This window comes from Escherichia sp. MOD1-EC5433, from assembly GCF_002966005.1.
Taxonomy (GTDB): domain Bacteria; phylum Pseudomonadota; class Gammaproteobacteria; order Enterobacterales; family Enterobacteriaceae; genus Escherichia; species Escherichia ruysiae.
The window spans coordinates 246976-269359 of the sequence record NZ_PTRL01000002.1 but is presented as its reverse complement, the minus strand read 5'-3'; the positions used below and the strand labels follow the sequence as shown (position 1 = coordinate 269359).

Genomic DNA, 22384 nt, shown 5'->3' with positions numbered 1-22384 from the left:
GGATTATTAACAAAGTGCTCGTTGTTCATGCCGGAGGCGGCGCAAGCGCCTTATCCAGCCCACAAAATCGCGCAAATTCAATATATTGAACCATCCTCGTAGGCCTGATAAGCGTAGCTTATCAGGTAGTCATAAGTAAAAAGGGCGCTCTTCCGACCGCCCTTTTTCTTATTTAATATGTTTACGCGTTTTTCAGAACTTCGCTAACAATCTCAACTGCTTCTTTCTCGATCTGCTTGCGATGTTCTTCACCAAGGAAGCTTTCGCAGTAGATCTTGTATGCGTCTTCCGTGCCTGACGGGCGCGCGGCGAACCATCCGTTGTCAGTCATCACTTTCAGACCGCCAATAGAAGCACCGTTGCCAGGCGCTGCGGTCAGACGCGCGGTGATCGGGTCACCTGCCAGGGTGCTGGCGCTCACCATTTCCGGAGACAGCTTAGACAGCGCCGCTTTTTGCGCGGAAGTCGCAGCTGCCTGCAAACGGTTGTAGCTCGGCGCACCAAAGCGTTTCGCCAGTTCGTTGTAGTGTTCCTGCGGGTTCTTACCGGTGACTGCGGTAATTTCCGCAGCCAGCAGACACATGATGATACCGTCTTTATCGGTTGACCACGGCGTGCCGTCGAAACGCAGGAAGGAAGCCCCTGCGCTCTCTTCACCGCCAAAGCCGAAGCTGCCGTCGAACAGACCATCAACAAACCATTTGAAGCCTACCGGTACTTCCACCAGCTTGCGACCCAAATCGTTGACCACGCGGTCGATCATCGCAGAAGAAACCAGCGTTTTACCCACGGCAACATCTTTGCCCCACTGCGGACGATGCTGGAACAGGTAGTTGATCGCCACTGCCAAGTAATGGTTCGGATTCATCAAACCAGCCGGAGTTACTATGCCGTGACGGTCATAATCTGGGTCGTTAGCAAACGCCAGATCAAACTTATCACGCAGTGCCAGCAAGCCCGCCATCGCACACTCGGAGGAGCAGTCCATACGGATCGCGCCGTCTTTATCGAGGTGCATAAAGCGGAAGGTTTGATCGACCTGATCGTTAACGATGGTCAGGTTGAGGTTGTAATACTCGCCAATGCGCTTCCAGTATTCGATACCGGAACCGCCCAGCGGATCGACACCCAGCGTCAGGCCAGCTTTCTGAATCGCCGCCATATCAACGATATCGGCCAGACCTTCCACAAACGGCTGCACCAGATCCTGCTCTTTCACATGACCAGATGCCATCGCTTCGTCGAGGGAGATACGCTTCACGCCTTTCAGGCCATCGGCCAGCAGTGCGTTGGCGCGGTCTTCCACCACTTTGGTGACGTTGGTATCAGCCGGGCCACCATTTGGCGGGTTGTATTTGATACCACCATCTTCCGGCGGGTTATGGGACGGCGTAATCACGATACCATCTGCCAGCGGGCCACCTTTTTTGTTGTGAACCAGAATGGCATTGGAAACGGCAGGCGTCGGGGTGAAGCCATTGTTTTCCTGCACAATAACGTCTACACCGTTCGCAGCCAGCACTTCCAGTACGGAAATGAACGCAGGTTCGGACAGGGCGTGAGTATCTTTACCCACATAGCAAGGGCCAGTGATGCCGTTTTTCGCACGTTCTTCAGCAATTGCCTGAGCGATCGCCAGAATATGCGGCTCGTTAAAGCTGTGGCGCGCTGCACTGCCACGGTGACCGGAAGTACCGAATTTCACCGCGTGCTCCGCATTCCCTGCTTCTGGTTTCAGTACATAATATTGCGCCGTCAGTTGGGCGACGTTAATCAAATCACTCTGTTGTGCAGGTTGACCTGCACGATTGTGGATTGCCATTGCTTTGTCCTTTATCTGCAACGTTGTTTTAAATTGTCCCGCAAACCTTCTCAATCAATTCCGCCGGGAATTGCATCGACTGCATGATGTGTTCAATCATGCTGCATTTACGGCCAGTGTTAGTGTTGGTGATCACCCAATACGGCGTGCCTGGCACATGTTTCGGCTTGGTCTGATTACCATTTTTCAGCAGCGTTTGTTCATCTGCCGCAAAGTAAACGCGCGTGCGACCGTGCAACGATTCCGTTGCCTCGGCAAACGCCTGGGCGTCAAGAGAATATAGTGTAGACAACAGCAGCATAAAGCGGTTGACCGCGCGCTTCTGCTCTGCGTATTCATCGGAAAGCAGAAGTTCACGCATCGCGCGTACTTTGTCTTTAATCGTTTTGATCGGCTTCGCTTCGACGATAGCAGGCGACGCAATGCGAACCTCTTTCGTCACCGGAGCAGCAGGCTGTGATGCGGCGGAAAATTTCAACATGCGCCGTAAAATGTCGGATGCGCTCTCGCCGATATGCTTAGTGTGGCTGGCAATATAGCTGTAGAGTTCATCATCAACTTCAATCGTTTTCATCTTAATCCAGTGCGGTGTCTTAGCTGAATACAAGTCGCCAGGAGTATATGAATAAATCCCGGCAGCGGATAGCGTCAAGCCTGGCTTGCAGAAAAACTCGGATTAAACCTTATTTGTTGCAGCCCTGTGGCACAATGGTCAACATAATACCCTAACCCGACTTCGCGAAAAAAAGAACTTTGCCATGAAATTGAATATCCGCGCGCAATCTGCACAAAACCAGCATAATAATTCTCCCATCGTCCTCGTCCACGGTTTGTTTGGTAGTCTCGACAACCTCGGCGTGCTGGCGCGCGACCTGGTGAGCGACCACGATATCATCCAGGTAGATATGCGTAACCACGGACTTTCACCGCGCGATCCTGTGATGAATTATCCAGCAATGGCGCAAGACCTGTTGGATACGCTGGATGCACAGCAGATCGAAAAAGCGACGTTTATCGGTCACTCGATGGGCGGTAAAGCCGTTATGGCGCTAACCGCACTGGCACCCGATCGCATTGATAAACTCGTGGCTATTGATATTGCCCCCGTCGATTATCACGTACGTCGTCATGATGAGATTTTCGCAGCCATCAACGCCGTCAGTAAATCCAACGCGCAAACGCGACAGCAGGCAGCAGCGGTGATGCGCCAGCATCTGAATGAAGAAGGAGTGATTCAGTTTCTGCTGAAATCTTACGTTGATGGTGAATGGCGTTTTAACGTGCCAGTGTTGTGGGATCAGTATCCGCATATTGTTGGCTGGTCGAAAATTCCGGCATGGGATCACCCAGCCCTGTTTATTCCCGGCGGTAATTCACCGTATGTCACTGAACAATATCGTGATGATTTACTGGCGCAATTCCCGCAGGCACGGGCGCATGTGATTGCGGGTGCGGGTCACTGGGTACACGCAGAAAAACCTGATGCGGTACTGCGCGCCATCCGTCGCTATCTTAATGATTAACGCAACTGATTAAAAACCCAGCGTCTGCGTCGCTTTCCGCGCGTGGGCGTTGGCGTGACTCATCGCGCTGATGTATTATGGCGCGCTATCCATCCGGGCAGACGCCCGGCTGATTGTTTCCCCCGAAGTCACCAAGATCATGGCCAAAGAACAAACGGACCGTACGACATTAGATCTGTTCGCGCACGAGCGTCGACCGGGACGACCGAAAACCAATCCGCTTTCGCGCGATGAACAGCTGCGTATTAATAAACGCAACCAGCTAAAACGCGACAAAGTACGTGGTCTTAAGCGTGTCGAATTGAAGCTGAACGCGGAAGCTGTCGAGGCGCTGAATGAGCTGGCAGAGTCGCGCAATATGAGCCGTAGCGAACTGATCGAAGAGATTTTGATGCAGCAGTTGGCGGCACTGCGTAGTCAGGGCATCGTTTAAATTTCCACTTTCATGTAGCACAGTGTGCAGTCCTGCCCGTTTGCTGATTCCGCAAGACTGCCTGTTCTGCTATGATTGCCTTTATCCGTGGGCAATTTGCCACCCCCATTTCAATAAGTTTCAAGAGGTTATTTCACTCATGGCTATCACTGGCATCTTTTTCGGCAGCGACACCGGTAATACCGAAAATATCGCAAAAATGATTCAAAAACAGCTTGGTAAAGACGTTGCCGATGTCCATGACATTGCAAAAAGCAGCAAAGAAGATCTGGAAGCTTATGACATTCTGCTGCTGGGTATCCCAACCTGGTATTACGGCGAAGCGCAGTGTGACTGGGACGACTTCTTCCCGACTCTCGAAGAGATTGATTTCAATGGTAAACTGGTTGCCCTGTTTGGCTGTGGCGACCAGGAAGATTACGCCGAATATTTCTGTGATGCATTAGGCACTATCCGTGACATCATCGAACCGCGCGGCGCGACTATCGTGGGTCACTGGCCAACTGCGGGCTACCATTTCGAAGCGTCAAAAGGTCTGGCAGATGACGACCATTTTGTCGGCCTGGCTATTGACGAAGACCGTCAGCCGGAACTGACCGCTGAACGTGTAGAAAAATGGGTTAAACAGATTTCTGAAGAGTTGCATCTCGACGAAATTCTCAATGCCTGATGTGATGCGGTGTAGGCTAATGTCTACGCCGTATTAATAGATAACGCCAATCAAAATAATTGCTACAAATTTGTAACTTTTGCCGTAGTACCTGTACAATGTTCCAGTATTGAAGTGGCCTTACCGATGTAAATGTAAGCTAAGCCACGTTTTTATTAACAATATTTGCCAGGGACTTGTGGTTTTCATTTAGGCGTGGCAATTCTATAATGATACGCATTATCTCAAGAGCAAATTCTGTCACTTCTTCTAATGAAGTGAACCGCTTAGTAACAGGACAGATTCCGCATGACTGATAACAATACCGCCCTAAAGAAAGCTGGCCTGAAAGTAACGCTTCCTCGTTTAAAAATCCTGGAAGTTCTTCAGGAGCCGGACAACCATCACGTCAGTGCGGAAGATTTATATAAACGTCTGATCGATATGGGTGAAGAAATTGGTCTGGCTACGGTATATCGCGTACTGAACCAGTTTGACGATGCCGGTATCGTCACCCGCCACAATTTTGAAGGCGGTAAATCCGTATTTGAACTGACCCAACAACATCACCACGATCACCTGATCTGCCTCGACTGCGGCAAGGTTATTGAATTTAGTGATGAATCTATCGAAGCGCGTCAGCGTGAAATCGCCGCGAAACATGGCATTCGCCTGACTAACCATAGTCTCTATCTTTACGGTCACTGTGCCGAAGGCGATTGCCGCGAAGATGAGCACGCGCACGAAGGCAAATAAGTCAGCCTGAACGAGAAAAGCCAACCTGCGGGTTGGCTTTTTTATGCAAGGGAAATAAGAAAAGCGAGAGTTACAGCTCTCACTTATTTGTTATTACTGCGTATTTCCTGCCAGACTTTATCACAATCGGCTTTCACCGCCTGGTCATTACCGGTTTGCGTTGCACGCAGACACTGCTGATAATCCAGTACGCGTACACTTTCCTGGTCGGCAAACTGCTGATGTTGTTTTTCTTTCTTCAGCACGTTTAACACGCTCTGGCAGGCTTCAATTTTTTCTGGCGAACCTTGTGCGGTGTTGATACAGGCGCTGTATGCCTCTTTCAGACGACTGTCTTCCTGTGGCGCGGTTGATTGCGCACAAGCTACCAGCCCCGATGCCATCATGGCGATGAGAATCAGTTTTTTCATAGCAAATTCCTCAAACGTGCAGCAGGCACAAAACCTGCCGCGTCGGGCATCAGAAGATGGTGAATGGTGCGATTACCATAAATTTCACGTCGCGCTCATCCTGGAAGATGTTACCGTAACCACCGCCCCAGCTTGGGATGTCGGAGTGGTTGTCGTATTCGGTGAAATGCAGTTTGAACATCGTGCCTTTGGCGCGGCCGTCCTGAATGGTGTAGACCGCATCCAGGCTGTATGCAGATTCTTCGATAGTCCGGTTCTTGTCGTAGTACGCATCCGGGCTGCTCTGCCAGGTTGCAGGTTTGGCATCCCAGGCGTACACGTAAGAAGCACCGATAGCGAAGCCGGGAAGATTCCAGTTTTTCAGGTCATACATCGCGCCGAAGAAGACCGCTTTTTCGCCGTTGGCGTTGAAGTCAGAACGGTTATCCCACCAGATATCCAGGCGACCGTTCGAGGAAGCATAGGTTGGGGTCATACGCTGCAGGAAGTATCCCTGCTGACCGTCAGCTTTAACCCAGGTGCCTTCGAGGCGCAAATCCACTACGTCAGCCGCCCGGTAGCCAAAGGTCAACGCCTGCAGCCAGGCGGTGCCGTCGTAAAGATCGTTGACGCTGCGATCGTCAACTTTGTCGCGCGTACCATAGAACTGATAGCTGGTAGTTAATGGGCTACCAGCGATATCAAATTTATAGCTGGCTTTGGCAAAATATTGATCGATATAACCTTCAGCCTGCCCAAACGCCGCTTCCAGTACGAAGTTATTTTTGAAGTCGTACTTCGCCCCGAGGGAGTGCAGATAATCAACTTTGGTAGTTTTATCGTTCTGATAAAACTCATCCATTTCCAGATGCCACGGCGCTTTATATTCGTTCGTCCACATATAGGAGAAACTCAATGCGCCGGCATCGCCGTAATCAAAATTAGCCCCGGCTTCCGCGCCCTGATAAGTACCCGGCATAAAACTCCAGTGCGGCGCTAACAGTGTTTGACCCGTTGGCTGAATATAACCTGCCCTCGCCCACACCGGACCGTATTTAAATTTTGCAGCTGCTTTATACAGGCTTATACCGCTTTTATCGCCGGACCAGTCTTCGTCATAGGCTTTATTACTTTTTGAAAACGCGATTTCGTTCGGGTGGGAGCTGTCGCCGTTTTCCGCCATTTCAATCGCCGTAAACGCAGCAATATCGAGGCCGAACATATCAGCAGCATAACCAGACTGAAAATCGAGGTTGGCGTTCCAGGTGGAGTGAGAAAGGTTGGTTTTGTATTTGTCGCCGTCGGTAACATCTTTACGGTCACGTTCACGCTGCCAGTAATAGATACCGCCGGTTAAGGTTGAATCGTCGATGAATCCTTCGGCGCGAGCCTCCGGTATTGCCATAAAGCCCGACATTGCTGTAACACCGGCGATAGCCAGCGCCAGCGTACTACGTTTGCCACTAAACGCACGCATGGGTTAATCCTCTTTGACGTATAAATTGCTGCACCACAGGTGAACAGCGAAAAAAATAAAAATTAAAAAAGTAGCGTTGAGAAAAGTCTCGCTGACTACAGGAACAGACTATTTTTCGCGACGCGAATTATCAATCTCTTTCTGTAACGAGAATGTAAGAACATGAGCAACCGCACATATTTTGATGATTTTTGTTACAGGATTTAAGTTTGCAGCAGAAGAGCTTGTAGAAGAAAAAATATGTGGCTTTCCAGTAGGATGAAAACGGTTACATTTTATTGAATTATGATTTGTGGTTTTAAATTTATTTTACGGATAAATTGCGAAGCGGAATTAATTCGCGATGATAAGCAGAAAAAACGCCGCAGAGCGCGGCGTTTGGGATTGTTTGTATGTTTCATGCCGGATGCGGCGTAAACGCCTTATCCGACCTACAAAAGCACGCAAATTCAATATATTGCAGAGATCTCGTAGGTCTGATAAGCGTAGCGCATCAGGCAATTTAGTGTTTGAAACTGTTTGTGTGTTTCTTGCAGGATGCGGCATTTACGCCGCATCCTGCATGGTGAAACTTAAAATTACTCGCCAACCTTCGCCCAGGTATCACGCAGCCCAACGGTGCGGTTAAATACCGGTTTTTCCGCCGTGGAATGGCGGCTGTCGAGGCAGAAGTAACCTTCACGCTCAAACTGGAACGCTTTACCCGCTACTGCGTCTTTCAGAGACGGTTCAGCAAAGCCCTGTTTGATGACCAGCGATTCCGGGTTAATCACCGACAGGAAATCATCCGCAGCGCCTGGATTCGGCACGCTGAACAGGCGATCGTACAGGCGGATTTCAACCGGCAGCGCATGTGCCGCGCTTACCCAGTGGATAACGCCTTTCACTTTGCGACCATCAGCCGGATCTTTGCTTAAGGTGTCGGCATCGTAAGTACAGAAGATGGTGGTGATATTGCCTTCGGCATCTTTCTCCACTCGTTCTGCTTTAATCACGTAAGCATTACGCAGACGCACTTCTTTACCCAGCACCAGACGCTTGTACTGCTTGTTAGCTTCTTCGCGGAAATCAGCGCGATCGATCCAAATCTCACCGCTAAACGGCACCTGACGGCTACCCATTTCCGGTTTGTTCGGATGGTTCGGCATGGTGACCATTTCGCCTTCGCCCTGATAGTTTTCGATAACCAGTTTCACTGGATCGATAACCGCCATTGCACGCGGCGCGTTTTCGTTGAGATCTTCACGAATGCAGGATTCCAGAGATGCCATCTCAATGGTGTTGTCCTGTTTGGTCACGCCGATGCGTTTGCAGAACTCACGAATAGAAGCTGCGGTATAACCACGACGACGCAGACCAGAAATGGTCGGCATACGCGGATCGTCCCAGCCTTCTACATGCTTGTCGGTCACCAACTGGTTCAGCTTACGCTTGGACATCACGGTGTATTCCAGATTCAGGCGCGAGAATTCGTACTGGCGCGGATGAACAGGAATGGTGATGTTGTCCAGAACCCAGTCATACAGACGACGGTTGTCCTGGAACTCCAGCGTACACAGAGAGTGCGTAATGCCTTCCAGCGCATCGCTGATGCAGTGGGTGAAGTCGTACATCGGGTAGATGCACCACTTGTTGCCGGTCTGGTGGTGTTCCGCAAATTTAATACGATACAGCACAGGATCGCGCATCACGATAAACGGCGAAGCCATGTCGATTTTCGCTCGCAGGCAGGCTTTACCTTCTTCAAAACCGCCGGTACGCATTTTTTCGAACAGCGCCAGGTTCTCTTCAACGCTGCGGTCGCGGTACGGGCTGTTTTTACCTGGCTGCGTCAGGGTGCCACGGTATTCGCGGATCTGTTCCGGCGTCAGTTCATCGACATACGCCAGGCCTTTATTGATCAATTCGATCGCATAGGCATGGAGCTGATCAAAATAGTCGGAGGAGTAACGAACGTTACCAGACCAGTGAAAACCTAACCATTCAACGTCGTTTTTGATCGACTCTACGTACTCGATATCTTCTTTTACCGGGTTAGTGTCGTCGAAACGCAGGTTGCACTGGCCTTTATAGTCCTGGGCGATCCCGAAGTTCAGGCAGATAGATTTCGCATGACCAATATGCAGATAGCCATTTGGTTCTGGCGGGAAACGGGTGTGTACTGTGGTGTGCTTGCCACTGGCCAGATCTTCATCAATGATCTGACGAATAAAGTTAGTCGGGCGGGCTTCTGCCTCACTCATCGTGGATTCCTCAAAGCGTAAACAACGTATAACGGCGTATGATCTTATAAGCGGGACAGGCTGACAACTGTTAGTTTTTTAAAATTGATAATCTAACAGAGATTATGGGGATGATTGATGAAAAAAAAAGCGGCAGAGAAGATCTCCACCGCTTGTCATAGTTGGATGCGACGCTAAAGCGTCTTATCCAACCTACACTGAGCTTTGTAGGCCTGATAAGACGCGTCAAGCGTCGCATCAGGCATGAAACAGATTACTTTTTGATTTCATACAGCGGCGTTTGACCCGCCACAACATGACCCTGAGCTTGAATGTTCAGGCCGCTGAAATCGTCGATATTGCTGCAAACCACTGGGCTAATCATCGAGCGGGCGTTAGCGTTCAGGTAATCCAGATCCATTTCCAGAACCGGTTGCCCTGCGCTTACCTGCGCGCCCTCTTCCACCAGACGCTTAAAGCCTTTACCTTCCAGCGCCACGGTGTCGATACCCATGTGGACGACGATCTCCGCGCCTTTTTCGGTTTCCAGGCAGAACGCGTGGTTGGTGTTAAAGATTTTCACGATAGTCCCTGCGGCTGGTGATACAACGATTTTATCCGTCGGTTTCACCGCCACACCGTCGCCCACCGCTTTGCTGGCGAACGCTTCGTCTGGCACCTGATCCAGTGCGACAACATCACCAGTGATCGGCGATACCAGCTCAGCGATAGACACTGCATTTGGTACAGCCTGTGGTTTCGCAACCGGAGCGGCAGTTGCTGGAGCAGCTTCAGCAGAAGCAGCAGCTACCGGACCACGGGCAACGACTTTCTTCATCGCATCACCGATAGATTCCGCTTTTGCACCAACAATCACCTGGATGGTCTGTTTGTTTAGTTTCACCACCCCAGAAGCACCCAGACGTTTACACATCGCATCGTTGACGCGGGATGAGTCACCCACCGTCAGACGCAGACGGGTAATACAGGCGTCAATCGCTTTCAGGTTGTCGCTACCGCCAACCGCAGCAATATAGTTGGTCGCCAGTTGAGTCAGACCTTCTTCAGTGTTGCTGTTGGCTTCTTCAGTAACAATTTCGTCTTCTTTATCTTCACGACCTGGCGTTTTCAGGTTGAACATGCGGATAACTGCACTGAACACCACAAAGTAGATAACGAAGAAGATAACGCCCATCACCAGCAGCATCCAGACGTTCTGGCTGGCTGCCGGCAGGTTATACATCAACGCATAGTCGATGGCGCCCGCAGAGAAGGAGAAGCCCGCATGAATACCCAGCAGCGTTGCCACAAACAGGCTGATACCGGTCAGCAGTGCGTGCAGAAGGTACAGCAACGGAGCAAGGAACATGAACAGGAATTCCAGCGGCTCGGTAACACCAGTCAGGAACGCGGTGATAGCAACGGAAAGCAGCATCCCGCCAACCATCGGACGACGCTCTTTCGGTGCTGCGAAGTACATCGCCAGTGCCGCACCCGGCAGACCAAACATCATGATCGGGAAGAAGCCGGACATGAACATCCCCGCAGTGCCATCACCGGCATAGAAGCGGTTGATGTCGCCGTGGAAAACCGTCCCCGCCGCGTTGGTGAATTCACCAATCTGGAACCAGGCGATGGTGTTCAGCACCTGATGCAGACCGGTTGGGATCAGCAGACGGTTAATGAAACCAAAGATACCGGAACCCAGCGCGCCCGCAGACACGATCCATTCACCACCAGCATGAATAGCGTGCTGCACCGGTGGCCAGACATAACCAAAAATAGCCGCCAATACCAGGCAGAAGAAGCCAGTGGCAATCGGCACAAAACGTTTACCACCGAAGAAGCTCAGGAAGTCCGGCAGTTTAATATCGGACCAGCGATTATAGGCTGCACCACCGACCAGACCGGTAATGATACCCGCCAGTACACCCATGTTGATTTCCGGGTTGATGGTCACCATCGCTTTGGTTAACACAAAGTAACCTACCGCACCTGCCAGCGCCGCCGCACCTGCGCTGTCTTTGGACCAGCTGGATGCCACGCCGATGGCGAAGATTAATGCGAGGTTATCAAAAATCGCGCCGCCCGCCTGGGCAATAAACGCAACGTTAAGTAAATCTGGCTGACCGAATCGCAGCAACAGTGCCGCCACCGGCAGTACTGCGATAGGGAGCTGTAACGCCCTACCGAGTCGCTGAAAAAACCCTAAAATATTCATCTTATTCCCCCTACGAGAACCCTATTTGGCTCGTTTAAAGCCGTTTTTTATTTTGCTGCAAACTGTACTGCCGATGTTCTGTAATCATATTGTTAGATCATCTGCTACAGAGTGTGTAAAAAATTAATTCGTACCGCAAATTAAACGCGTATCTTTTGTGAGTTTTGTCACCAAATATCGTTATCATTACTCCCTTTTACTGGCTAAACCAGAAAACTTATTTTATCATTCAAAAAATCAGGTCGGATTGACGCCTCTCTGCGCAAATCCAGGTTACGCTTAAAGATGCCTAATCCGCCAACGGCTTACATTTTACTTATTGAGGTGAATAATGAGACTGATCCCCCTGACTACCGCTGAACAGGTCGGCAAATGGGCTGCTCGCCATATCGTTAATCGTATCAACGCGTTCAAACCGACTGCCGATCGTCCGTTCGTGCTCGGTCTGCCGACTGGCGGCACACCGATGACCACCTATAAAGCGTTAGTCGAAATGCATAAAGCAGGCCAGGTCAGCTTTAAGCACGTTGTCACCTTCAACATGGATGAATATGTCGGTCTGCCGAAAGAGCATCCGGAAAGTTACTACAGCTTTATGCACCGTAATTTCTTCGATCACGTTGATATTCCAGCAGAAAATATCAACCTTCTCAACGGTAACGCCCCGGATATCGACGCCGAGTGCCGCCAGTATGAAGAAAAAATCCGCTCTTACGGTAAAATTCATCTGTTTATGGGCGGCGTAGGTAACGACGGTCACATCGCATTTAACGAACCGGCCTCTTCTCTGGCTTCTCGCACCCGTATCAAAACCCTGACCCACGACACTCGCGTCGCGAACTCTCGTTTCTTTGATAACGATGTTAATCAGGTGCCAAAATATGCCCTGACTGTCGGTGTTGGTACATTGCTGGATGCCGAAGAAGTGATGATTCTGGTTCTGGGTAGCCAGAAAGCACTGGCGCTGCAAGCCGCAGTTGAAGGTTGCGTTAACCATATGTGGACCATCAGCTGCCTGCAACTGCATCCGAAAGCGATCATGGTGTGCGATGAACCTTCCACCATGGAGCTGAAAGTTAAGACTTTAAGATATTTCAATGAATTAGAAGCAGAAAATATCAAAGGTCTGTAATTATTATCCCTGCCCTGACACCTTGTTCAGGGCAATATTATCTTTAAAATCGGGGGTCGGAATGTATGCATTAACCCAGGGCCGGATCTTTACCGGTCACGAATTTCTTGATGACCACGCGGTTGTTATCGCTGATGGCCTGATTAAAAGCGTCTGTCCGGTTGCGGAACTGCCGTCAGAGATTGAACAACGTTCACTGAACGGAGCCATTCTCTCCCCCGGTTTTATTGATGTGCAGTTAAACGGCTGCGGCGGCGTGCAGTTTAACGACACTGCGGAAGCGGTAAGCGTTGAAACGCTGGAAATCATGCAGAAAGCCAATGAGAAATCAGGCTGTACTAACTATCTGCCAACGCTTATCACTACCAGCGATGACCTGATGAAACAGGGTGTGCGCGTAATGCGCGAGTACCTGGCAAAACATCCGAATCAGGCATTAGGTCTGCATCTGGAAGGTCCGTGGCTGAACCTGGTGAAAAAAGGCACTCATAACCCGAATTTCGTGCGTAAACCCGATGCTGCGCTGGTTGATTTCCTGTGCGAAAACGCTGATGTGATTACTAAAGTTACCCTGGCACCGGAAATGGTTCCTGCGGAAGTCATCAGCAAACTGGCAAATGCCGGGATTGTGGTTTCTGCTGGTCACTCCAACGCGACGTTGAAAGAAGCGAAAGCCGGTTTCCGCGCAGGTATTACTTTTGCCACCCATCTGTATAACGCGATGCCGTATATTACTGGTCGCGAACCGGGACTGGCAGGTGCAATTCTCGACGAAGCAGACATTTATTGCGGTATTATTGCCGATGGCCTGCACGTTGATTACGCTAACATCCGCAACGCCAAACGTCTGAAAGGCGACAAACTGTGTCTGGTCACCGACGCTACTGCACCAGCAGGCGCCAATATTGAACAGTTCATTTTTGCGGGTAAAACAATATACTACCGCAACGGACTTTGTGTGGATGAAAATGGTACGTTAAGTGGTTCATCATTAACCATGATTGAAGGCGTGCGTAATCTGGTCGAACATTGCGGTATCGCACTGGATGAAGTGCTGCGTATGGCGACGCTCTACCCGGCACGTGCAATTGGCGTTGAAAAACGTCTCGGCACGCTCGCCGCAGGTAAAGTGGCCAACCTGACCGCATTCACACCTGATTTTAAAATCACCAGGACCATCGTTAATGGTAACGAGGTCGTAACTCAATAAGAGAAAGTATGACACCAGGCGGACAAGCTCAGATAGGTAATGTTGATCTCGTAAAACAGCTTAACAGCGCGGCGGTTTATCGCCTGATTGACCAGTTCGGGCCAATCTCGCGGATTCAGATTGCTGAGCAAAGCCAGCTTGCCCCCGCCAGCGTAACCAAAATTACACGTCAGCTTATCGAACGCGGGCTGATCAAAGAAGTCGATCAGCAGGCCTCCACCGGGGGCCGCCGCGCTATCTCCATCGTTACTGAAACTCGTAATTTCCACGCTATCGGCGTACGACTCGGTCGTCACGATGCCACCATCACTCTGTTTGATCTCAGCAGCAAAGTGCTGGCAGAAGAACATTATCCGCTACCAGAACGTACCCAGCAGACGCTGGAACATGCCCTGCTGAATGCCATTGCTCAGTTTATTGATAGCTACCAGCGCAAACTGCGCGAGCTGATCGCGATTTCGGTGATCCTGCCAGGGCTTGTTGACCCTGACAGCGGTAAAATTCATTACATGCCGCATATTCAGGTGGAAAACTGGGGGCTGGTAGAGGCACTGGAAGAGCGTTTTAAAGTGACCTGTTTTGTCGGTCACGATATCCGCAGTCTGGCGCTGGCAGAGCACTACTTCGGTGCAAGTCAGGATTGCGAAGACTCTATTCTGGTGCGAGTACATCGCGGAACCGGGGCCGGTATTATCTCTAACGGGCGCATTTTTATCGGTCGCAACGGCAACGTCGGTGAAATTGGTCATATTCAGGTCGAACCGCTGGGTGAACGCTGCCACTGCGGCAACTTCGGTTGTCTGGAAACTATCGCTGCCAACGCCGCCATTGAACAGCGGGTGTTGAATCTGTTAAAGCAGGGCTACCAGAGCCGTGTGCCGCTGGATGACTGCACTATCAAAACTATCTGCAAAGCCGCGAACAAAGGCGACGGTCTGGCGTCGGAAGTGATTGAGTATGTCGGTCGTCATCTGGGTAAAACCATCGCCATTGCTATCAACTTATTTAATCCGCAAAAAATTGTTATCGCAGGTGAGATCACCGAAGCCGATAAAGTGCTGCTCCCTGCTATTGAAAGCTGCATTAATACCCAGGCATTGAAGGCATTTCGCACCAATCTGCCGGTGGTACGTTCTGAGCTGGATCACCGCTCAGCAATCGGCGCTTTTGCGCTGGTAAAACGCGCCATGCTCAACGGTATTTTGCTCCAGCATTTGCTGGAAAATTAATGTGCTTTTATAGTGGCGCTTATTGTTGTCAATATTCTGGGTAGTCCATGACCATTAAAAATGTAATTTGCGATATCGACGGCGTGCTGATGCACGATAACGTCGCCGTACCGGGTGCAGCGGAATTTTTGCACGGGATTATGGATAAAGGCCTGCCGCTGGTGTTGCTGACCAACTATCCTTCGCAGACCGGGCAAGATCTGGCGAACCGCTTTGCCACTGCGGGTGTCGATGTGCCGGACAGCGTGTTTTATACCTCCGCGATGGCAACCGCCGATTTCCTGCGCCGTCAGGAAGGTAAAAAAGCGTATGTGGTGGGCGAAGGCGCGCTGATCCATGAGCTGTACAAAGCCGGTTTCACTATTACGGACGTGAATCCTGATTTTGTGATTGTTGGCGAAACGCGTTCATACAACTGGGACATGATGCATAAAGCGGCGTATTTCGTCGCTAATGGTGCACGCTTTATCGCCACTAACCCGGATACCCACGGGCGCGGTTTTTATCCCGCCTGTGGCGCGCTGTGCGCAGGTATTGAGAAAATCTCCGGGCGTAAACCTTTTTATGTCGGTAAGCCAAGTCCGTGGATCATCCGCGCGGCATTAAACAAAATGCAGGCGCATTCGGAAGAAACGGTGATTGTCGGCGATAACCTGCGTACCGATATTCTGGCGGGCTTCCAGGCGGGTCTGGAGACGATTCTGGTGCTCTCTGGCGTTTCATCGCTCGACGATATCGACAGTATGCCGTTCCGCCCCAGCTGGATTTACCCGTCAGTCGCTGAAATCGACGTTATCTGAATATCAACCACGTCTCAGGACGTGGTTTTTTATTTTCACCGCTCGCCAAAACTCATCCATTCAATAAAACACGTCAAAAATTATCGATTCATCAATAAACACGCCACTACACCCTACCCTTTTTCATCAATCAGCAATCACCATTACGTTTTTTATTTTTACACCGCCAAATCGCTTGCGCACAGTGCTGCTTTGCGGCATTTTTTTAAACAAGCAAACACAACAAGCAACAAACACCAGGTTAACGGAGAAGGTTATGTGTTCAATTTTTGGCGTATTCGATATCAAAACAGACGCAGTTGAGCTGCGCAAGAAGGCACTCGAGCTGTCACGCCTGATGCGTCATCGTGGCCCGGACTGGTCCGGTATTTATGCCAGCGATAACGCCATTCTCGCCCACGAACGTCTGTCAATTGTTGACGTTAACGCAGGCGCGCAACCTCTCTACAACCAACAAAAAACCCACGTACTGGCGGTAAACGGTGAAATCTACAACCACCAGGCATTGCGCGCCGAGTATGGCGATCGTTACCAGTTCCAGACTGGATCTGACTGCGAAGTGATCCTCGCGCTGTATCAGGAAAAAGGGGCGGAATTTCTCGACGACTTGCAAGGCATGTTCGCCTTTGCCCTGTACGACAGCGAAAAAGATGCATATCTGATTGGTCGCGACCATCTGGGGATCATCCCACTGTATATGGGCTATGACGAACATGGTCAGCTGTATGTGGCCTCAGAAATGAAAGCCCTGGTGCCGGTATGCCGCACGATTAAAGAGTTCCCGGCAGGGAGCTATTTGTGGAGTCAGGACGGCGAAATCCGTTCTTATTATCATCGCGACTGGTTCGACTACGATGCGGTGAAAGATAACGTGACCGATAAAAATGAATTGCGTCAGGCACTGGAAGATTCCGTAAAAAGCCATCTGATGTCCGATGTGCCTTACGGTGTGCTGCTTTCCGGTGGTCTGGATTCCTCAATTATTTCCGCGATCACCAAGAAATACGCCGCCCGTCGCGTGGAAGATCAGGAACGCTCTGAAGCCTGGTGGCCGCAGTTACACTCGTTTGCTGTAGGTCTGCCAGGTTCACCGGATCTGAAAGCGGCACAGGAAGTGGCAAACCATCTGGGTACTGTGCATCACGAAATTCACTTCACCGTACAGGAAGGTCTGGATGCCATCCGCGACGTGATTTACCACATCGAAACCTATGATGTGACGACTATTCGCGCTTCGACGCCGATGTATTTAATGTCGCGTAAGATCAAGGCGATGGGTATTAAAATGGTGTTGTCAGGCGAAGGTTCTGACGAAGTATTTGGTGGTTATCTCTACTTCCACAAAGCGCCAAATGCCAAAGAGCTGCATGAAGAGACGGTACGTAAACTGCTGGCCCTGCATATGTATGACTGCGCACGCGCCAACAAAGCGATGTCAGCCTGGGGCGTGGAAGCACGCGTTCCGTTCCTCGACAAAAAATTCCTCGATGTGGCGATGCGCATTAACCCGCAGGATAAAATGTGCGGCAACGGCAAAATGGAAAAACACATCCTGCGTGAATGTTTTGAGTCGTATCTGCCCGCAAGCGTGGCCTGGCGGCAGAAAGAGCAGTTCTCTGATGGCGTCGGTTATAGCTGGATCGACACTCTGAAAGAAGTGGCGGCGCAGCAGGTTTCTGATCAGCAACTCGAAACTGCCCGCTTCCGCTTCCCGTACAACACTCCGACCTCAAAAGAAGCGTATCTGTATCGCGAAATCTTTGAAGAATTGTTCCCACTTCCAAGCGCCGCTGAGTGCGTACCGGGCGGCCCTTCCGTCGCCTGTTCTTCCGCCAAAGCGATCGAGTGGGATGAAGCGTTCAAGAAAATGGATGATCCTTCTGGTCGCGCGGTTGGCGTTCACCAGTCAGCGTATAAATAAGAAGTGTATTAACGCCCCGGAGAATTCCGGGGCAATTTCAGTTACTGGGGAGCTTGTTGATTTTGATACGCAGTGAGGAAATGTTCCGGATTTGCTACATCGCTGTTTGACAACTCATCACTGTAAGCCACCGACCAGGTTGCCTGCTCATCCGGGATATGCAGGCTGCCATTTCCCTCTTTCAGGCGTAATAACTCAAAAGATTTGCCCTTAATTACGGCGGTATAGGATTTCTCACCGTCCTGTAATGCTTTCACTTTACAGCGAAAAATCTGACCATCGATGTCATTATCAACATGAGATACCTGAACGAGTGCTTCATTTTCCGCTTTCGGCCCGATTCGCATCATCCAGACCACTGCCCCTTCCTGACCACGATAACCAAAGACATACTTACCGATTTCCGATCGGGCTTCGTCGGCAAATGCGGATTGCATAAGTAATAAAGCACTGACCAGCACCGTGATAAAACGCAGCATATTATTCCCTCAATAAATAGCCTGAAGTGGTAGCAGAGATGCAGGCACCGCAATCCCTGCTCTGTCCAATCGTAACGGTGCAGTATTTCATGGGATAATTCTCGGGCGCTATTGTTGAATTCCGAATTTCATCCTGCATCGCAAAACAACAGAGAAAAACACGAAATAAACAATAATTGACGAATATAGCGCCACGCTGTTCGCAACCTAACCAAACAGTCACTTTCGAGCAATTTTCCTTGAAAAAGAGGTTGACGCTGCAAGGCTCTATACGCATAATGCGCCCCGCAACGCCGATAAGGTAACGCGAAAAAAAAGATGGCTACGTAGCTCAGTTGGTTAGAGCACATCACTCATAATGATGGGGTCACAGGTTCGAATCCCGTCGTAGCCACCATCTTTTTTTTGCGGGAGTGGCGAAATTGGTAGACGCACCAGATTTAGGTTCTGGCGCCGCAAGGTGTGCGAGTTCAAGTCTCGCCTCCCGCACCATTCACCAGAAAGCGTTGTACGGATGGGGTATCGCCAAGCGGTAAGGCACCGGTTTTTGATACCGGCATTCCCTGGTTCGAATCCAGGTACCCCAGCCATCTTCTTCGAGTAAGCGGTTCACCGCCCGGTTATTGGGGTATCGCCAAGCGGTAAGGCACCGGTTTTTGATACCGGCATTCCCTGGTTCGAATCCAGGTACCCCAGCCATCGAAGAAATAATCTGGCTACGTAGCTCAGTTGGTTAGAGCACATCACTCATAATGATGGGGTCACAGGTTCGAATCCCGTCGTAGCCACCAAATTCTGAATGTGTCGAATATGTTCGGCAAATTCGAAAAATTTTGTTGGGGTATCGCCAAGCGGTAAGGCACCGGATTCTGATTCCGGCATTCCGAGGTTCGAATCCTCGTACCCCAGCCAATTTATTCAAGACGCTTACATCGTAAGTGCACCCAGTTGGGGTATCGCCAAGCGGTAAGGCACCGGATTCTGATTCCGGCATTCCGAGGTTCGAATCCTCGTACCCCAGCCACATTAGAAAAGCTCGCTTCGGCGAGCTTTTTGCTTTTCTGCATATATTCAATGTCGAATGCGATGTTGATACAGCTAATTTGAATTTGGCTCACGGTTCAGGGCAAACCAGCCTGGAAGCACACTCAGGCGCGGCTTTCCCCCTCACCCTCACCCTAACCCTCTCCACGAGGGGCGAGGGGATCGTCCGCACGCTTTTGTAGCTTTGGTATCAACCGTTACGCTACAACCCTAACGCATATTTCAGCGCCTGACGTTTCAACACGCCAGCACGCTCCGCCGCCATTAATCCGAGATTACGCATAAAACGCAGCGGCGGCAGATTATTGCTGAATCCGGCATAAAACAGATCCATACCGCTCTGCATAATAAAGTTATCCGCCATGCGCCGCATCTGGTAACGCTTGAGAATGGGATAACTGGCCCATGCTTCACCATGACTGCGCGCGTTTACCAGAACGTCAATCAGGGCATCGACATCACGATAACCAAGATTCACCCCCTGCCCCGCCAGCGGATGGATGGTGTGCGCGGCATCGCCCACCAGCGCCAGCCCCGGCTGAACATACTGCAATGCATGACGGCGCGTCAGCGGAAAAGCGCCTGCGGCAAGCGGCGTCACATAACCCAGACGCGACGGGAAATGTTTCGCTATCTCCGCCTGCAACTGCACCATATTCATATTCTGCAACTGGCGAATGCGCGCCGGAGAGTCATACCACACCAGCGACGCCCAGTTATCAAACAGCGGCAGAAACGCGCGTGGGCCGTCCGGGGTAAACTGCTGCCAGGTGCTGTCGCCGGGATCGTTCTCGCACTGTACGCTAATCAACATACACGACTGCGCATACTGCCAGGCATGAACACCGATTCCCGCCATCTGCCGCACCTGCGAATTTGCGCCATCAGCACCAATGACCAGCTTCGCGCGGATCACGTCGCCGCCCTTCAGTTCCAGCTCCTGAAGATCATTATGGCGATGCAGCGCAATCAGCGAGGCTGGCACACGTAGCGTTACTTTCGGATGCGCTTCCAGCGCCTGCCACAGCGCCTGTTGCAGGACCGTGTTTTCCACCATATAGCCAAGCAACGGTAGCTTAAGTTCAGCGGCGTCAAACACCACATGCGCCGTTTCCCACTCCCACGTTTCCAGTCTGCGGTAAGGATGGCAACGCATGGCCTGTACCGCATCCCAGACGCCTAAACCTTTAAGCAATGATACCGAAGCCGCGCTGATCGCTGAGATCCGAACGTCCGGTTGGCTGTCAGCGACAAACGGTGCAGGTTCTGCGTGCTCGATCACCGTTACCGTAAATCCGTGCTGTGCCAGTCCCAGCGCCAGTGCGCCACCGACCATTCCTCCGCCGACAATGGCAATTTCCGTTGGTTGATTTGTCATGGTCAATCATCCTGTTAGCAATATGCTTTAAGTTTACAGGATTTTTACCCCCAAGGGCTGATAACGCTCATACTGGTCACAACGGCAGCAAAGCATTACACTATGCGCCCTGCATTCCTGGCTACTATTTCGCAAGAGCAAGTCGATGACCAAAAAACTCCATATTAAAACCTGGGGCTGTCAGATGAACGAGTACGATTCATCGAAGATGGCCGATCTGCTGGATGCCACCCACGGCTATCAACTGACCGACGTGGCGGAAGAAGCGGATGTGCTGCTGCTGAACACCTGCTCAATCCGCGAGAAGGCTCAGGAAAAAGTCTTCCATCAGTTGGGTCGCTGGAAACTGTTAAAAGAGAAGAATCCAGACCTGATTATCGGCGTCGGCGGCTGCGTGGCATCGCAAGAAGGCGAGCACATTCGCCAGCGCGCCCACTATGTCGATATTATTTTTGGGCCGCAAACGCTGCACCGCCTGCCGGAGATGATTAACTCCGTGCGCGGCGACCGCAGCCCGGTTGTAGATATCAGCTTCCCGGAAATCGAGAAGTTTGACCGTCTGCCGGAACCGCGTGCCGAAGGGCCGACCGCGTTTGTCTCCATCATGGAAGGCTGCAATAAATATTGCACCTACTGCGTGGTGCCTTACACCCGTGGTGAAGAGGTAAGCCGTCCGTCCGACGATATTCTGTTTGAGATTGCCCAGCTTGCCGCGCAGGGCGTGCGTGAAGTCAACCTGCTCGGTCAGAACGTGAACGCCTGGCGTGGTGAAAACTACGACGGCACCACCGGATCGTTTGCCGATCTGCTGCGTCTGGTTGCTGCGATCGACGGGATCGATCGTATTCGCTTTACCACCAGCCATCCGATCGAATTCACCGACGATATTATCGAAGTGTATCGCGACACGCCGGAGTTGGTGAGTTTCCTGCACCTGCCGGTACAGAGCGGTTCCGATCGCATTCTGAACCTGATGGGGCGTACCCACACGGCGCTGGAGTACAAAGCGATCATCCGTAAACTGCGTGCGGCGCGTCCCGATATTCAGATCAGTTCTGACTTCATCGTTGGCTTCCCTGGCGAAACCACCGAAGACTTCGAGAAAACGATGAAGCTGATTGCCGACGTCAATTTCGACATGAGCTACAGCTTTATCTTCTCCGCACGTCCGGGTACGCCAGCCGCCGATATGGTTGATGATGTTCCGGAAGAAGAGAAGAAGCAGCGTCTGTATATTCTGCAAGAGCGCATTAATCAGCAGGCGATGGCATGGAGCCGCCGGATGCTCGGCACCACCCAGCGTATTCTGGTAGAAGGGACATCGCGTAAGAGCATCATGGAGCTTTCTGGTCGTACTGAAAATAACCGCGTGGTTAACTTCGAAGGCACGCCGGATATGATCGGTAAATTCGTTGATGTAGAAATTACCGACGTCTACCCGAACTCCCTGCGCGGTAAAGTGGTACGTACCGAAGAGGAAATGGGTCTGCGCGTGGCAGAAACCCCGGAATCAGTGATTGCCCGTACCCGCAAAGAAAATGACCTGGGCGTGGGTTATTATCAGCCGTAATTCTCAGGCCCGCCGTTCCGGTGGGCCTTGTTTTCTCTCTCTTTATCCCCATCTTTATCGCAATGCTTGCGCCTTTTTCCTGTGGCGTGAATAATTTCCTTATAGGCCGGTGAATGTTCAGCTTCCGGC

Annotated in this window: 19 protein-coding genes and 7 tRNA genes; 18 read left to right on the top strand and 8 right to left on the bottom strand. The window is 51.0% G+C overall.

What is annotated here, in order from left to right; all coding sequences use genetic code 11:
- Nucleotides 1-181: 181 nt before the first annotated feature.
- Both pgm and seqA read right to left on the bottom strand, forming a co-directional pair.
- Nucleotides 182-1822: a phosphoglucomutase (alpha-D-glucose-1,6-bisphosphate-dependent) gene (gene pgm, locus C3D30_RS05775; protein ID WP_001297249.1), complete on the bottom strand. Its 1641-nt coding sequence runs from the start codon at nucleotides 1820-1822 to the stop codon at nucleotides 182-184.
- A gap of 28 nt (nucleotides 1823-1850) precedes the next feature.
- Entirely contained in the window at nucleotides 1851-2396 is a 546-nt protein-coding gene (gene seqA, locus C3D30_RS05770) for a replication initiation negative regulator SeqA (RefSeq protein WP_001515978.1), read from the bottom strand.
- Between the two features lie 184 nt (nucleotides 2397-2580).
- Here seqA and ybfF point away from each other — a divergent pair, with 184 nt between their 5' ends.
- From ybfF to fur, 5 genes are all read left to right on the top strand, one after another.
- On the top strand, nucleotides 2581-3345 hold the full coding sequence (ybfF, locus tag C3D30_RS05765) for an esterase (RefSeq protein WP_105286582.1): 765 nt from the start codon (nucleotides 2581-2583) through the stop codon (nucleotides 3343-3345).
- A gap of 139 nt (nucleotides 3346-3484) precedes the next feature.
- Nucleotides 3485-3778: a LexA regulated protein gene (gene ybfE / locus C3D30_RS05760; protein WP_024165168.1), complete on the top strand. Its 294-nt coding sequence runs from the start codon at nucleotides 3485-3487 to the stop codon at nucleotides 3776-3778.
- Nucleotides 3779-3917: 139 nt separating this feature from the next.
- The gene (fldA, locus tag C3D30_RS05755) at nucleotides 3918-4448 is read left to right on the top strand and encodes a flavodoxin FldA (RefSeq protein WP_001018618.1); all 531 of its coding nucleotides are present in this window, start codon (nucleotides 3918-3920) and stop codon (nucleotides 4446-4448) included.
- A 209-nt stretch (nucleotides 4449-4657) separates the two neighbouring features.
- A complete protein-coding gene (gene uof, locus C3D30_RS05750; protein ID WP_001406816.1) occupies nucleotides 4658-4744 on the top strand; it encodes a fur leader peptide in 87 nt (28 codons plus the stop codon).
- Complete coding sequence (gene fur, locus C3D30_RS05745) at nucleotides 4737-5183, top strand: ferric iron uptake transcriptional regulator (protein WP_000131706.1); 447 nt, start codon at nucleotides 4737-4739, stop codon at nucleotides 5181-5183. The genes uof and fur overlap by 8 nt, the downstream gene beginning before the upstream one ends.
- 83 nt (nucleotides 5184-5266) lie before the next feature.
- Here fur and C3D30_RS05740 read toward each other — a convergent pair whose 3' ends face one another.
- From C3D30_RS05740 to nagE, 4 genes are all read right to left on the bottom strand, one after another.
- Entirely contained in the window at nucleotides 5267-5593 is a 327-nt protein-coding gene (locus tag C3D30_RS05740; RefSeq protein ID WP_000733592.1) for a ChiQ/YbfN family lipoprotein, read from the bottom strand.
- A 49-nt stretch (nucleotides 5594-5642) separates the two neighbouring features.
- On the bottom strand, nucleotides 5643-7049 hold the full coding sequence (chiP, locus tag C3D30_RS05735) for a chitoporin ChiP (RefSeq protein WP_001201181.1): 1407 nt from the start codon (nucleotides 7047-7049) through the stop codon (nucleotides 5643-5645).
- 578 nt (nucleotides 7050-7627) lie between these two features.
- Nucleotides 7628-9292 carry a glutamine--tRNA ligase gene (gene glnS, locus C3D30_RS05730; protein ID WP_001287167.1) on the bottom strand — a complete coding sequence of 555 codons (1665 nt, stop codon included), beginning with the start codon at nucleotides 9290-9292 and terminating at the stop codon, nucleotides 7628-7630.
- 253 nt (nucleotides 9293-9545) lie between these two features.
- Nucleotides 9546-11492, bottom strand: a complete 1947-nt coding sequence (gene nagE / locus C3D30_RS05725; protein ID WP_105286581.1) for a PTS N-acetyl glucosamine transporter subunit IIABC — start codon at nucleotides 11490-11492, stop codon at nucleotides 9546-9548.
- Between the two features lie 331 nt (nucleotides 11493-11823).
- Between nagE and nagB the strand changes: the two genes are divergently transcribed.
- The 5 genes from nagB (at nucleotide 11824) to asnB (ending at nucleotide 17784) form a co-directional block, all read left to right on the top strand.
- The gene (gene nagB, locus C3D30_RS05720; RefSeq protein WP_001237072.1) at nucleotides 11824-12624 is read left to right on the top strand and encodes a glucosamine-6-phosphate deaminase; all 801 of its coding nucleotides are present in this window, start codon (nucleotides 11824-11826) and stop codon (nucleotides 12622-12624) included.
- Between the two features lie 61 nt (nucleotides 12625-12685).
- The gene (nagA, locus tag C3D30_RS05715; RefSeq protein ID WP_000271177.1) at nucleotides 12686-13834 is read left to right on the top strand and encodes an N-acetylglucosamine-6-phosphate deacetylase; all 1149 of its coding nucleotides are present in this window, start codon (nucleotides 12686-12688) and stop codon (nucleotides 13832-13834) included.
- An 8-nt stretch (nucleotides 13835-13842) separates the two neighbouring features.
- The gene (gene nagC, locus C3D30_RS05710) at nucleotides 13843-15063 is read left to right on the top strand and encodes a DNA-binding transcriptional regulator NagC (RefSeq protein ID WP_000187570.1); all 1221 of its coding nucleotides are present in this window, start codon (nucleotides 13843-13845) and stop codon (nucleotides 15061-15063) included.
- A 47-nt stretch (nucleotides 15064-15110) separates the two neighbouring features.
- Nucleotides 15111-15863: a ribonucleotide monophosphatase NagD gene (gene nagD / locus C3D30_RS05705; RefSeq protein WP_000153129.1), complete on the top strand. Its 753-nt coding sequence runs from the start codon at nucleotides 15111-15113 to the stop codon at nucleotides 15861-15863.
- Nucleotides 15864-16119: 256 nt separating this feature from the next.
- Nucleotides 16120-17784 carry an asparagine synthase B gene (asnB, locus tag C3D30_RS05695; RefSeq protein ID WP_000337055.1) on the top strand — a complete coding sequence of 555 codons (1665 nt, stop codon included), beginning with the start codon at nucleotides 16120-16122 and terminating at the stop codon, nucleotides 17782-17784.
- A gap of 41 nt (nucleotides 17785-17825) precedes the next feature.
- Here asnB and C3D30_RS20290 read toward each other — a convergent pair whose 3' ends face one another.
- A complete protein-coding gene (locus C3D30_RS20290; protein WP_123058515.1) occupies nucleotides 17826-18263 on the bottom strand; it encodes a hypothetical protein in 438 nt (145 codons plus the stop codon).
- 320 nt (nucleotides 18264-18583) lie between these two features.
- Here C3D30_RS20290 and C3D30_RS05685 point away from each other — a divergent pair.
- From C3D30_RS05685 to C3D30_RS05655, 7 genes are all read left to right on the top strand, one after another.
- Nucleotides 18584-18660 (top strand) — tRNA-Met (locus C3D30_RS05685).
- 10 nt (nucleotides 18661-18670) lie between these two features.
- Nucleotides 18671-18755 (top strand) — tRNA-Leu (locus C3D30_RS05680).
- Nucleotides 18756-18778: 23 nt separating this feature from the next.
- A tRNA-Gln gene (locus tag C3D30_RS05675) sits at nucleotides 18779-18853 on the top strand.
- 34 nt (nucleotides 18854-18887) lie between these two features.
- Nucleotides 18888-18962: transfer RNA gene (locus tag C3D30_RS05670), tRNA-Gln, on the top strand.
- 15 nt (nucleotides 18963-18977) lie between these two features.
- Nucleotides 18978-19054: transfer RNA gene (locus C3D30_RS05665), tRNA-Met, on the top strand.
- A gap of 46 nt (nucleotides 19055-19100) precedes the next feature.
- A tRNA-Gln gene (locus C3D30_RS05660) sits at nucleotides 19101-19175 on the top strand.
- Nucleotides 19176-19212: 37 nt separating this feature from the next.
- Nucleotides 19213-19287 (top strand) — tRNA-Gln (locus tag C3D30_RS05655).
- A 222-nt stretch (nucleotides 19288-19509) separates the two neighbouring features.
- Here the strand turns inward: C3D30_RS05655 and ubiF are convergent.
- Nucleotides 19510-20685, bottom strand: a complete 1176-nt coding sequence (gene ubiF / locus C3D30_RS05650; RefSeq protein ID WP_105286580.1) for a 3-demethoxyubiquinol 3-hydroxylase — start codon at nucleotides 20683-20685, stop codon at nucleotides 19510-19512.
- A gap of 145 nt (nucleotides 20686-20830) precedes the next feature.
- On the opposite strand from ubiF, the gene miaB reads away from it, so the two are divergent.
- A complete protein-coding gene (gene miaB, locus C3D30_RS05645) occupies nucleotides 20831-22255 on the top strand; it encodes a tRNA (N6-isopentenyl adenosine(37)-C2)-methylthiotransferase MiaB (RefSeq protein ID WP_000162741.1) in 1425 nt (474 codons plus the stop codon).
- Nucleotides 22256-22384 lie beyond the last annotated feature (129 nt).

Bases quoted from the DNA above. Each gene is read 5' to 3' on its own strand.
- pgm (WP_001297249.1), bottom strand. From the start codon at position 1,822: ATGGCAATCCACAATCGTGCAGGTCAACCTGCACAACAGAGTGATTTG.
- seqA (WP_001515978.1), bottom strand. From the start codon at position 2,396: ATGAAAACGATTGAAGTTGATGATGAACTCTACAGCTATATTGCCAGC.
- ybfF (WP_105286582.1), top strand. From the start codon at position 2,581: ATGAAATTGAATATCCGCGCGCAATCTGCACAAAACCAGCATAATAAT.
- ybfE (WP_024165168.1), top strand. From the start codon at position 3,485: ATGGCCAAAGAACAAACGGACCGTACGACATTAGATCTGTTCGCGCAC.
- fldA (WP_001018618.1), top strand. From the start codon at position 3,918: ATGGCTATCACTGGCATCTTTTTCGGCAGCGACACCGGTAATACCGAA.
- uof (WP_001406816.1), top strand. From the start codon at position 4,658: ATGATACGCATTATCTCAAGAGCAAATTCTGTCACTTCTTCTAATGAA.
- fur (WP_000131706.1), top strand. From the start codon at position 4,737: ATGACTGATAACAATACCGCCCTAAAGAAAGCTGGCCTGAAAGTAACG.
- C3D30_RS05740 (WP_000733592.1), bottom strand. From the start codon at position 5,593: ATGAAAAAACTGATTCTCATCGCCATGATGGCATCGGGGCTGGTAGCT.
- chiP (WP_001201181.1), bottom strand. From the start codon at position 7,049: ATGCGTGCGTTTAGTGGCAAACGTAGTACGCTGGCGCTGGCTATCGCC.
- glnS (WP_001287167.1), bottom strand. From the start codon at position 9,292: ATGAGTGAGGCAGAAGCCCGCCCGACTAACTTTATTCGTCAGATCATT.
- nagE (WP_105286581.1), bottom strand. From the start codon at position 11,492: ATGAATATTTTAGGGTTTTTTCAGCGACTCGGTAGGGCGTTACAGCTC.
- nagB (WP_001237072.1), top strand. From the start codon at position 11,824: ATGAGACTGATCCCCCTGACTACCGCTGAACAGGTCGGCAAATGGGCT.
- nagA (WP_000271177.1), top strand. From the start codon at position 12,686: ATGTATGCATTAACCCAGGGCCGGATCTTTACCGGTCACGAATTTCTT.
- nagC (WP_000187570.1), top strand. From the start codon at position 13,843: ATGACACCAGGCGGACAAGCTCAGATAGGTAATGTTGATCTCGTAAAA.
- nagD (WP_000153129.1), top strand. From the start codon at position 15,111: ATGACCATTAAAAATGTAATTTGCGATATCGACGGCGTGCTGATGCAC.
- asnB (WP_000337055.1), top strand. From the start codon at position 16,120: ATGTGTTCAATTTTTGGCGTATTCGATATCAAAACAGACGCAGTTGAG.
- C3D30_RS20290 (WP_123058515.1), bottom strand. From the start codon at position 18,263: ATGCTGCGTTTTATCACGGTGCTGGTCAGTGCTTTATTACTTATGCAA.
- ubiF (WP_105286580.1), bottom strand. From the start codon at position 20,685: ATGACAAATCAACCAACGGAAATTGCCATTGTCGGCGGAGGAATGGTC.
- miaB (WP_000162741.1), top strand. From the start codon at position 20,831: ATGACCAAAAAACTCCATATTAAAACCTGGGGCTGTCAGATGAACGAG.